The following is an 11,377-nucleotide window of genomic DNA, read 5'->3' on the forward strand; positions in this document are numbered from 1 at the left end:
AAGTTATTTATCGCGTTCAATTATGAAGCTTGCCAGCGCTTGTAAGGCGAGTGTGTTGTAAGACTGTGCCGCCAGAATATCGAGCGCGCCGAGCGCCTCTTGATAAAGATCCCAGGCTTTACTGCGGGCATTTTCCAGCCCCATCAATGCAGGATAGGTGCTTTTACCCAACGCCTGATCTGAGCCCTGTGTTTTCCCTAACACGGCGGTATCGCCGATTACATCGAGGATGTCATCCTGCACCTGAAACGCCAGTCCGATGGCGTTGGCGTAGATATCCAGCACCGGCAACGCGGCGCGGCCACGCTCCCCGGCGGCTAATGCGCCAAGACGTACCGCTGCACGTATTAACGCGCCGGTTTTATGACGGTGAATCTGTTCCAGCTGCGCCAGATCGATACTTTTTCCTTCCGCCGCCAAATCCAACGCCTGACCGCCGCACATGCCTGCCACGCCGCTGGCCTGCGCCAGTTCGGAAATCATCGCAATACGCGCTTCGGCGTTGACGCCGGGCATTGGCTGATCGGCCAGAATCGAAAAGGCCAGAGTTTGCAAAGCATCGCCGGCGAGAATCGCCGTGTCTTCACCATATTTTATATGGCAGGTTGGCTGCCCGCGGCGTAACGCATCGTCATCCATCGCCGGCAGATCGTCATGAATCAGGGAATAAGCATGAATGCATTCCACGGCCGCAGCCGGCACATCCAGGCTGGCCGCATCGGCCTTCAGCATTTCACCTGTTGCGTACACCAGAAAGGGACGCAGACGCTTACCGCCTAATAATGCCCCATACTCCATGGCATTCACCAGAGGAGAACTCTGAAAAGGAAGTGGATCTATTAAACGCGTCAAGGCCTGATTGACGCGTTGATGGTACGCGCTCAGCAGTTTAGCGAAATCCATTACTCATTTTCCGGGGTAAAAGGGGCGAGGGCGGCATCTTTCTCGTCGCTGAGCAGGATTTGCACACGCTGCTCTGCCTGCTGCAGGGTTTGCTGACCGGTACGTGCCAATTGTACGCCGCGTTCGAATTCGTTCAGCGCATCTTCCAGCGGCAGCTCGCCACTTTCCAGGCGGCTGACAATCTGTTCCAGCTGCTGCAATGCGCTTTCAAAACTGGCAGGCGCTTCGGCTTTTTTCGGCATAATCAGTGTCGACTCACAGGTTAGGACATTATCTTGCAATTGGTCATGGTAGCCGACAGGGATTAATTAGCAAAATAATGAATGTGAAGAAGGTTGCTTAAAGCAGTCACCCAGCAAAGGTGGTATACTTTTGCGCCTCGGATGCGGGGGCTCCTGAATCAACCCGCAATTATATGATTTTAACAGTTAAGTGCTGATGCTTTTAGCACTTATTTGTCCAAACGAATCCCTGTCGCCATGAAGTTTATCGTCAAGCTGTTCCCAGAAATCACCATCAAAAGTCAGTCGGTGCGTCTGCGCTTTATCAAAATTCTCTCCAGTAGCATTCGTAATATTCTGCGCACTGTCGATGAAGACATCAAAGTCGTGCGCCATTGGGACCACATTGAAGTGCGTTCTAAAAATGAGTCGCTGCGTGAGACCCTTGTCACCGAACTGACGCGCATTCCGGGCATACATCATGTGCTCGCGGTAGAAGATCGCTCGTACACCGATATGCACGATATTTTCGAGCAGACGCTGGTGCTGAACCGCGAGCGTCTGGAAGGCAAAAGTTTCTGCGTGCGCGTGAAGCGTCGCGGCAAGCACAGCTTCAGCTCGCAGGACGTGGAACGCTATGTGGGCGGTGGCCTTAATCAGCACATCGCCAGCGCGCGCGTGCAGCTCAATCGCCCGGAGGAAACGGTGAATCTGGAGATCGAAGACGATCGCCTGTTGCTGATCACCGCACGCTATGAAGGCTTAGGCGGTTTCCCGATTGGTACCCAGGAAGATGTGCTGTCACTGATTTCCGGCGGTTTCGACTCCGGCGTGTCGAGCTATATGCTAATGCGCCGCGGCTGCCGCGTGCATTACTGCTTCTTCAACCTTGGCGGTGCGGCACACGAGATAGGCGTGCGTCAGGTTGCGCATTATCTCTGGCAGCGTTTTGGTCGCTCGCACCGCGTGCGTTTCGTGGCGATCAACTTCGAGCCGGTAGTGGGTGAGATTCTGGAGAAAGTGGACGACGGCCAAATGGGCGTGGTGCTAAAGCGCATGATGGTGCGTGCGGCGTCGATGGTGGCGGAGCGTTACGGCGTGCAGGCGCTGGTGACCGGCGAAGCGCTGGGCCAGGTTTCCAGCCAGACGCTGACTAACCTGCGTTTGATCGATAACGCCTCCGATACGCTGATTCTGCGTCCGCTGATCTCCCATGATAAAGAGCACATCATCGATGTGGCGCGTAAGATCGGCACTGAAGATTTTGCCCGCACCATGCCAGAGTATTGCGGTGTGATTTCGAAAAGCCCAACCGTTAAAGCGGTGAAGGGCAAGATCGAAGCGGAAGAGCAAAACTTCGATTTCGAGATTCTTAATCGCGTGGTGCAGGTAGCCAGCAACGTCGACATCCGTGAAATCGCCGAGCAGACGGAAGAAGAAGTGGTGGAAGTTGAAACCGTTGACTCTTTCACCCGCAACGACGTAGTGCTGGATATCCGTTCGGCCGATGAGCAGGAAGCAAAGCCGCTGGAAGTTGAAGGCGTTGAAGTGAAAACGTTGGCGTTCTACAAACTCAGCACCCAGTTTGGCGATTTGGACCAGAGCAAAACCTGGCTGCTGTATTGCGATCGCGGTGTGATGAGTCGCCTGCAGGCGCTCTATCTGCACGAGCAGGGCTTCAAAAACGTAAAAGTTTATCGCCCTTAATTAGTAGGGTCGCCATTTATGGCGACCTCTGCCAATTAACGCTCTTCAAACTCCTGATAATTATAAATTCCCGCCGCCAGCACCAGCTGTGAAGCCACTTCACGCGCGGTCTCTTTATCGACCAGTAAATCAATCAGCTTCAACGCAAAATCCATTGCGGTGCCCGGTCCCTGGCTGGTCAGCAGATTAACGCGCGGATCCCACACCACGCGGCGCTCCATCCATTTACTGTCTGGAATGGTGGCACGCAGGCCGGGAAAACCGGTCATATTGCCGACGGGAAACAGATCGTGCGCGACCAAAACCGTGCCCGGCGCGGCACAAATTGCCGCCACAATTTTGCTGGAGAGATGGAACTGGCGCACGGTTTCCACCAGCAATGGGCTGTCGCGGAAAGTCTCCGCGCCTTTCAAACCGCCGGGTAGTACAATCGCATCGTAATCGTTGTCCGCGACCTCAACCAAAGGCGCATCCGCCAGCAGCCGCACACCGCGCGAGCAGACGATCTCACGCGTGCCATCGCTCTCCACGCTGGCGGTGGTGACGCTTAATCCGCCGCGTACCAGCAAATCGATAGTGGTGACCGCTTCGGTCTCTTCACTTCCATGTGCCAGGCAAACCAGAACCGATGCGTTCGCGCTCATAGTAGGACTCCTTACGTTTAATCAGATCGTACAACCGGGTATTTTCCGGCAGTGAAATGCCCTGCGCACGGGCGCGACGTAACAAGTAACCGGTGATGTAATCAATTTCGGTCAGACGCTGCGCCCGCACATCCTGCAGCATCGATGAGGTATTGGCAGCGGTGCTATCGATCACGTCGTAAATAATATCGCGCAGATTATCCACCGCCATGTGCTGACCTTCGCGCTCCATCACCCAGGCGATCTCTTCGCACAGCAACGCTATTTGTTCCGGCCAGGCACGCAGCGCACCGTTTTGGCAATCGTGTTCAACGGTCATCGGGTTGATTACGCAGTTGATGGCCAGCTTGCGCCAGCTGGCGGCGGCGATGTTGTCATGCCAGGCCACGTCCGGCAGCGCCTGATGCAGAATATCGGCGATATCGCTCAGCGCGGCGCTCTCGCGATTAGCAGGACCAATGTGCGTGATGCCGTGCGCGATATGTTTGATCACCGTGCCGTCGCGCATCGCGGCGTGCGTGGTAATGCCGCGCAGCAGCGGCTGGCGCAGGTCTTTCAACTCTTCCAGCGTACCCATACCATTATGCAGCAGCAGAATCGGCGCGTGCGTCGGCAGCACGCTTTGCAGGTTTTTCACTGCAGGAGAAACCTGCGGCGCTTTGAGCGTCACCAGTAATAGCTGGCTTTCGGCGAGGAACAGCGGATCGTTGGCGATAAAGGTGTGATTGCTCACCTGGCCTTGCGGATCGACCACGTTGGCGGAGCAATACGGCTGCGGCACACGTAACCAACCCTGCACCTCATGTCCCTGACGGGCGAGAGCGGCGAGCCAAATTTGACCTAAGGCGCCACACCCCAACACGGTAATTTTCATTTTGCCTCCCGTGGGCGGGTTCCGGTTTTCACGTTACGAGTCAGTATAGCTTTCCATGTATCGTGTTTTATTAGCGCCACAAGACGCGTATTATGCATGTCACTTTAGTATCAGGAGAAGAAAAGATGCCATCTTTCGATATCGTTTCCGAAGTCGAATTGTCGGAAGTGCGAAATGCCGTGGAGAATGCGAGCCGCGAGATCTCAACCCGTTTCGATTTCCGTAACGTGAGTGCAACCATTGAGCTCAACGAAAAGAATGAGACCATCAAACTCAGCAGCGAATCTGATTTTCAGGTAAAGCAGCTGGTGGATATTCTGCGCGAAAAGCTGCTGAAGCGTGGCATTGAAGGCGCGGCGATTGAAGTGCCAGAAGAGATCGTGCACAGCGGTAAAAACTGGTCGGTGGAAGCCAAGCTGAAGAAAGGTATCGAAAGCGATATCGCGAAAAAGCTGGTGAAGCTGATTAAAGACAGCAAGCTGAAAGTGCAGACGCAGATTCAGGGTGAAGAACTGCGCGTAACCGGTAAGTCACGCGACGATCTGCAAGGTGCGATGGCGCTGGTGCGCGGTGGCAACCTCGGTCAGCCTTTCCAGTTCAAAAACTTCCGCGACTAATCGCGTTTGTCGCGCGCCGCACGACGATAGAGCGTGCTGCGTGCGACGCCTAAGGCTTCCGCCGTTTTACTGATATTGCCATTAAAGCGCTGCAGCGTTTCGCTGATCAACCGTTCATCATGACTCTGCCGATCGGGCTGTGGCGGCAACGCCGCGCGACGATACTCGGCCGGCAAATGCACCTCAGTGACTTCCTCACCTTCATCCGCCAGCGCCAGCAGTACGCGTAACAAGCTGCGCAATTGCCGCACGTTGCCCGGCCACGGCAGCTGTGCCAGTGCTGTTAATAAAGCAGGTGAAAGCTGAATATCACGATCCGCGCCGCCCAGCTCCAGCCATAAACGGCTGATAAAACCTTCTACGTCCGGCCAGTCGCGCAGCGGCGGAATGGTCATTGAGAATTCCTGCAGGCGATAGAGCAAATCTTCGCGGAATTCGCCTTCTGCGACGCGTTGTGCCAAATCGCGGTGCGTGGCGCTGATCACCGCAAAATTCACCGGCCAGCTGCGGCTGGAGCCGAGCGGCGCCACCTCTTTCTCTTGCAACACCCGTAGCAAGCGGGTTTGCAGCGCCAGCGGCATATCGCCAATTTCATCGAGGAACAGCACGCCGCCATCCGCTTCACGGATTTTGCCAATATAGCCATGCTTGCTGGCGCCGGTGAACGCGCCGGGTTGATAGCCAAACAGCTCAGATTCAATCAGCGCTTCGGGGATGGCCGCGCAGTTAATGGCCACGAATTTGCCTTCGCGCCAGCGGCTCTGCTGATGCAGTGCGCGACTGACATACTCTTTGCCGCTGCCGGTTTCGCCGTGAATGCACAGTGAAACGCTGGCATTGAGCAGCCGCACCATCTTTTCGCCATCGCGGCCCAGCGAGAAGGGCAGATCGCTGGCGGGCTCGCTCGGCGTGGCAAAATGGCTGCGCTGCGGCGCACGCAGGCGGAAATAGTAGCGCTGCGTGGCGTAATCGAGCGAAACGGGAATGGTGTTGGCTTGCTGCTGCTGTTGCGGGAACAGTTGTTGAAAGGTCACGCTGCCGAGTTGTTCGACGCTTAGCGCCAGTTCGCGCATCGCCAGACGATTAGCGGCGGTCAGGACGTTGTCCGAGAACACCAGCAGCAGTTCATCGCTGGTATCGATGCCCTGCGGCTGCAGATGCAGGCTCATCAACCATTGCTGCGGATGCAGGCTCTGTTTTACCCACAGGTATTCGATCTGTTTCGCCGCCGCTTTCACCCAATTAAAGGTTTGCGGATGCGGGAAGTGCGCCGGGCCGGAAATATCCAGCACGCCAGCAATTTGGCCGTTCGGCATTTGCAGCGGCATCGCCGCGCAGTACAAGCCTTGATTGAGCGTCAGGAAGTGCTGATGACCTTCAATTTCGCAGCCGTCATCAATCGCCAGCGCGGTGCCAATCGCATTGGTGCCACGCCCGCATTCACTCCACAAATTGCCCGGCGCCAGCGCATAACGTTGGGCTTTTTCCATCGAAGGCATATCGCCAAAGGTATTCAACACCAAACCGGTGGCATCCGACAGAATCACCACCGATTGCTTCTCGGCCAGTCTCTGCGCCAGCTGTTTAATAACCGGCTGCGCGAACTGCTGCAGCCCGGCATTGCTGGCGAGCACATCGGCCAGTTCACCCTGACGAACACGAGGAAAATCATCGGCGGTGCGATCGAGACCATACAGCTGGCTACGAAACCAGGAGTCGCTTAACAGCGGATTGGTGTTAACGGCAGACGCGGATGGATTTCCCTGCATTGATGACCTCATGCCCAAGCGAAAGTGTTGCAGTATTGTAGCGGGTCGGTTTCTGTACTGTTGCGATACGCAACACAGATGGTGAACTTTTCTGCACAACATCTGCAAACCAAGCCACACGTGGATTTATAACTTGATGATTAAATTTATATTTTTTCAAATAATCAGCTGATGAAAAAAGCTGGCACGCCCGCTGCAATAGCTTCTTTGACAGCATGTTCTCTGAATGGCGACTGACCTTTCAGATTATCTGACCCTACATAAAGGAGTTTGCGATGCGTTATGCACATCCCGGCACACCCGGCGCTTTGGTTTCATTTCAGGCGACTTACGGCAACTACATTGCGGGCAAATTCGTCGAGCCGCTCAGCGGCCAATACTTCACCAACACCTCGCCAGTGAATGGCAGTGATATCGCGCAGTTTCCGCGTTCGGATGCGCGTGATATCGATTTAGCGCTGGACGCGGCGCATCAGGCGGCCGATGCCTGGGGAAAAACCAGCGTGCAGTATCGCGCCAACATCCTGCTGCAGGTGGCGGACCGTATTGAGGCCAATCTCGAAAAACTGGCGGTAGCGGAGAGCTGGGATAACGGGAAACCAATCCGCGAAACCCTGAATGCCGATCTGCCGCTGGCGGTGGATCACTTCCGTTACTTCGCCGGTTGCCTGCGGGCACAAGAGGGCAGCACTGCGGAGATCGATGAAACCACCGTGGCGTATCACTTCCATGAGCCACTCGGCGTGGTTGGGCAGATCATTCCGTGGAACTTCCCGCTGTTAATGGCGGCGTGGAAACTGGCGCCGGCGCTGGCGGCGGGGAACTGTGTGGTGCTGAAACCGGCGGAACAGACGCCGCTGGGCATTACGCTGCTGATGGAAGTGATTGGCGATCTGTTCCCGGCTGGCGTGTTGAATGTGGTGCAGGGCTTTGGTCGTGAAGCGGGTGAAGCGCTGGCGACCAGCAAACGCATCGCCAAAATCGCCTTCACCGGTTCAACGCCGGTGGGGCGTCACATTATGGCCTGCGCTGCTGAAAACATCATTCCCTGTACCGTCGAGCTGGGCGGCAAGTCGCCGAATATCTACTTCGCTGATGTGATGGATGGTGAGGACGAGTTTATTGAGAAGGCGGTGGAAGGGTTAGTACTCGGTTTCTTCAATCAGGGTGAAGTCTGTACCTGTCCATCGCGCGCCTTGATTCATGAATCGATCTATCAACCCTTTATGGATCGCGTGATGGCCAAGGTGGCGAACATCCGTCGCGGCGATCCGCTCGATAGCGACACCATGATTGGTGCACAGGCTTCACGCCAGCAATTCGATAAAATCCTGTCGTATATCAACATCGCACGCGACGAAGGCGGGCAAATTCTCACCGGTGGCGATCGCGCCAGCATGGCCACCGAGCTGAATGATGGATTCTACATTCAGCCGACCTTAATCAAAGGAACCAACCAGATGCGCTGTTTCCAGGAGGAGATTTTTGGGCCGGTGATTGGTGTTACCACCTTTAAGGATGAGGCAGAAGCGCTCGCCATCGCCAACGAAACCCAGTTCGGTCTTGGTGCGGGCGTGTGGACGCGCGACACCAATCTGGCTTATCGCATGGGACGCGGTATTAAAGCCGGTCGCGTCTGGACCAACTGTTATCACATCTATCCCGCTCACGCGGCATTCGGCGGCTACAAGCAATCGGGTGTGGGCCGTGAGACGCACAAGATGGCGCTCAGCGCCTATCAACAAACCAAAAATCTGCTGGTCAGCTATGGCACCGCGCCTTTGGGCCTGTTCTGAGTCCGCATCCGATCAAATGGAGAGTGAAAGATGAATATGCAAATCAAAACCACCATGAAAGCCGCCGTTGTGAAGGCTTTTGGTGAACCGTTAGTGATTGAGCAGGTGCCGGTGCCGCAGGTCGGGCCGGGGCAGATTTTGGTGAAAATCGCGGCGACCGGCGTATGCCATACCGATCTCCACGCCGCCGAAGGCGACTGGCCGATTAAACCTAATCCGCCATTTATTCCGGGCCACGAAGGTGTAGGCCAGGTTGTGGCGCTCGGCGAGGGCGTTAAGCACCTGAAAATGGGCGATCGCGTCGGTGTGCCGTGGCTCTATTCGGCGTGCGGTCACTGCGAACACTGTCTCGATAGCTGGGAAACGCTGTGTCTGTCGCAGCAAAATGCCGGTTACTCAGTGAATGGCAGCTTCGCGGAATACTGCCTCGCCGATGCCAACTATGTCGGCATCATTCCGGATAACGTCGATTACAACGAAATCGCGCCGATTCTTTGTGCGGGCGTTACCGTGTATAAAGGGCTGAAAATGACCGATACCAAACCTGGCGATTGGGTGGTGATTTCCGGTATCGGCGGCTTAGGGCATATGGCGGTGCAGTACGCGGTGGCGATGGGTCTGAACGTGGCGGCGGTGGATATCGATGATGAGAAGCTGGAGTTTGCTAAACGTCTCGGTGCCAGCGTGGTGGCGAATGCGAAAAATGTCGATCCGGCCAAGGTGTTCCAGGAGAGTTTTGGCGGTGCGCACGGCGTGCTGGTCACGGCGGTTTCACCAAAAGCGTTCGAACAGGCGATTGGTACGCTGCGTCGTGGCGGCACCATGGTGCTGAACGGTTTGCCGCCGGGCAAATTCGATCTGTCGATTTTCGATATGGTGTTGGACGGCATTACGGTGCGCGGTTCCATCGTCGGTACGCGCAAAGATCTGCAGGAAGCGCTGGATTTCGCCGGTCGTCACAAGGTGAAAGCCACCGTGGCGGTTGAACCGCTGACGAATATCAACGATATCTTCGCGCGTATGCACGCTGGCAAGATTGAAGGGCGTATTGTGGTGGATATGTCGCTGTAACAAAAAAGCCCGACGCAGTGGTCGGGCTTGTCATTTAACAGCTGGCGAGCAGCGCTTCAAGTTCGACGCGGCTCGTCACTTTACTGTCGATTTTGATGTAGGCACTTTTCTCTTCCGGCACGATAAACACCGACGCCACGCCGGGCTGCGCTTTCAAACGCTTCTCGAGGTTTGGCACTGCCAGCACCGCATCGCTGAGCATAATGCGCAGGCTGCTAACGTAAGGCGGTTCCTGCATCGACATTGCCACAAACAGCCAGGCAGCCGCGACGATCGCGCCGACCAGGAACACGGTTTGTGCATCTACATGACCATAGATCCATCCGCCCATGCTGCCGCCAATCGCCACGCCAATGAACTGGCTGGTAGAGTAAATGCCCATAGCGGTGCCTTTATAGCCCGGCGGCGACTCTTTACTGATCAGCGATGGCAGAATCGCTTCCATCAGGTTGAAGGCGAGGAAGAACAGCTGCACGCCAATCACCAGCGTCCAGAAGTGGCCTGCCGCGCCCCACAATACGATTTCCGCGATGATGATGATCGCCACGCAGCCAACGAACACGCGCTTCATGCGGCGCTTCACTTCGGCATAGATAATGAAAGGCACCACAGCGACAAACGCCACCAGCATGGTCACCAGATAAACTTTCCAGTGTTCTGCCGCCGGTAAACCGGCTTGCTCAAACTGTCCCGGCAGCGCCACGAAGCTCGACATCAACAGAATGTGCAGGCAGAGAATGCCGATATTCAGTTTTAACAGTTTTGGATTAGTCAGCACCGCACGGATGCTGCCTCTCACCATGCCGGATTCGCGGTTCAATACGTGATTTGGCGCATTCGGCACCACTAATAAGGTGATGACGATGCCCAGCGTCGCGAGGATGGCGATCATCCAGAATAGCGCGTGCAAGCCGAGCGCGTGGGTGACAATCGGGCCAACTACCATGGCAATGGCAAAGGTGACGCCAAAGCTGATGCCGATAAACGCCATCGCTTTGGTGCGGTTCTGTTCACGGGTTAAGTCCGACAGCAACGCCATTACCGCGGCGGCAATCGCGCCAGAACCTTGTAATGCGCGGCCTAAAATCACGCCCCAAATGGTGTCGGAGGTGGCGGCGATAATGCTGCCGAAAACGAACAGCAGCAGTCCGCCGACGATCAGCGGCTTACGGCCGACGCGATCGGAGAGCAGACCAAATGGAATCTGGAAGATGGCTTGTGCCAAACCATAGATACCGATTGCGAGACCAATCAGTGTTTCACTGGCGCCCTGTAACGCCATGCCGTACGTGGTGAGTACCGGCAAGACCATAAACATTCCCAGCATGCGCAGGGAAAAAACGGTACCTAAACCCCACGTAGCGCGAAGCTCTACTGGCGTCATTTTATTGTCGTTCATGTTTACCTCAAAATTATACTGCGCCCATTTTAGGCAGCAGGGCAGGGCGGGTAAAACATTTGTTCTTAAGCAGTGGTAACAAAAAGAAAGGGCGCGAAATTCGCGCCCTTTCTGGTTTTGCGGAGATGAATTACCAGACGTAAGTCAGCAAATCCTTCGACGCTGGCGTCATGAAATCAACCGACATCATCACGCTCAGGGCGGTGATAGCGACAATCGAGAACACAAACAGTTTACGTGCCCAAACTTTGTCGTTTGAGGTTTTGTAACCTGAAAGTGCCATGCCGAGCCACCACACGCTAACGGCTGCAGCCACCACCAGATATTTGTAGCCCGCGTAACCGCCAAGGGTCAGCATCAGCGTGGCAATCATGAA

General features: G+C 55.5%; 11 protein-coding genes and 1 pseudogene. 4 read left to right on the forward strand and 8 right to left on the reverse strand.

The window, feature by feature from the left end; all coding sequences use genetic code 11:
• Nucleotides 1-3 precede the first annotated feature (3 nt).
• Together ispA and xseB are read right to left on the reverse strand one after the other, a co-directional pair.
• A complete protein-coding gene (ispA, locus tag RTM06_RS12135) occupies nucleotides 4-903 on the reverse strand; it encodes a (2E,6E)-farnesyl diphosphate synthase (protein ID WP_256695787.1) in 900 nt (299 codons plus the stop codon).
• Nucleotides 903-1,145: an exodeoxyribonuclease VII small subunit gene (gene xseB / locus RTM06_RS12140; protein ID WP_008103963.1), complete on the reverse strand. Its 243-nt coding sequence runs from the start codon at nucleotides 1,143-1,145 to the stop codon at nucleotides 903-905. Before xseB ends, ispA begins: the two co-directional genes overlap by 1 nt.
• A gap of 237 nt (nucleotides 1,146-1,382) precedes the next feature.
• On the opposite strand from xseB, the gene thiI reads away from it, so the two are divergent.
• Nucleotides 1,383-2,831, forward strand: a complete 1,449-nt coding sequence (gene thiI, locus RTM06_RS12145; RefSeq protein WP_312182447.1) for a tRNA uracil 4-sulfurtransferase ThiI — start codon at nucleotides 1,383-1,385, stop codon at nucleotides 2,829-2,831.
• A 35-nt stretch (nucleotides 2,832-2,866) separates the two neighbouring features.
• Here the strand turns inward: thiI and yajL are convergent, their stop codons facing one another.
• Both yajL and panE read right to left on the reverse strand, forming a co-directional pair.
• On the reverse strand, nucleotides 2,867-3,475 hold the full coding sequence (yajL, locus tag RTM06_RS12150; RefSeq protein WP_312182449.1) for a protein deglycase YajL: 609 nt from the start codon (nucleotides 3,473-3,475) through the stop codon (nucleotides 2,867-2,869).
• On the reverse strand, nucleotides 3,429-4,349 hold the full coding sequence (gene panE / locus RTM06_RS12155; protein WP_312182451.1) for a 2-dehydropantoate 2-reductase: 921 nt from the start codon (nucleotides 4,347-4,349) through the stop codon (nucleotides 3,429-3,431). The genes yajL and panE overlap by 47 nt, the downstream gene beginning before the upstream one ends.
• A 125-nt stretch (nucleotides 4,350-4,474) precedes the next feature.
• Between panE and RTM06_RS12160 the strand changes: the two genes are divergently transcribed.
• The gene (locus RTM06_RS12160) at nucleotides 4,475-4,966 is read left to right on the forward strand and encodes a YajQ family cyclic di-GMP-binding protein (RefSeq protein ID WP_293794340.1); all 492 of its coding nucleotides are present in this window, start codon (nucleotides 4,475-4,477) and stop codon (nucleotides 4,964-4,966) included.
• On the opposite strand, the gene RTM06_RS12165 is transcribed toward RTM06_RS12160, so the two are convergent.
• Nucleotides 4,963-6,735 (reverse strand): sigma-54-dependent Fis family transcriptional regulator, encoded by a 1,773-nt coding sequence (locus RTM06_RS12165; protein ID WP_312182454.1) that lies wholly within the window; start codon nucleotides 6,733-6,735, stop codon nucleotides 4,963-4,965. The genes RTM06_RS12160 and RTM06_RS12165 overlap by 4 nt on opposite strands.
• Entirely contained in the window at nucleotides 6,704-6,952 is a 249-nt protein-coding gene (locus tag RTM06_RS12170; RefSeq protein ID WP_312182456.1) for a hypothetical protein, read from the reverse strand. Before RTM06_RS12170 ends, RTM06_RS12165 begins: the two co-directional genes overlap by 32 nt.
• A 58-nt stretch (nucleotides 6,953-7,010) precedes the next feature.
• Here RTM06_RS12170 and RTM06_RS12175 point away from each other — a divergent pair, with 58 nt between their 5' ends.
• Complete coding sequence (locus RTM06_RS12175) at nucleotides 7,011-8,531, forward strand: aldehyde dehydrogenase family protein (RefSeq protein ID WP_312182458.1); 1,521 nt, start codon at nucleotides 7,011-7,013, stop codon at nucleotides 8,529-8,531.
• A 30-nt stretch (nucleotides 8,532-8,561) separates the two neighbouring features.
• A complete protein-coding gene (adhP, locus tag RTM06_RS12180; protein WP_256695795.1) occupies nucleotides 8,562-9,602 on the forward strand; it encodes an alcohol dehydrogenase AdhP in 1,041 nt (346 codons plus the stop codon).
• Nucleotides 9,603-9,636: 34 nt separating this feature from the next.
• Here adhP and RTM06_RS12185 read toward each other — a convergent pair whose 3' ends face one another.
• Both RTM06_RS12185 and RTM06_RS12190 read right to left on the reverse strand, forming a co-directional pair.
• A complete protein-coding gene (locus RTM06_RS12185) occupies nucleotides 9,637-11,001 on the reverse strand; it encodes an MFS transporter (RefSeq protein WP_312182460.1) in 1,365 nt (454 codons plus the stop codon).
• A gap of 130 nt (nucleotides 11,002-11,131) precedes the next feature.
• Nucleotides 11,132-11,377: pseudogene (locus RTM06_RS12190) on the reverse strand (protoheme IX farnesyltransferase); the annotation flags it as partial.

It is taken from the genome of Pantoea sp. CTOTU46764, assembly GCF_031974595.1.
GTDB classification, from domain to species: Bacteria; Pseudomonadota; Gammaproteobacteria; order Enterobacterales; family Enterobacteriaceae; genus Pantoea; species Pantoea trifolii.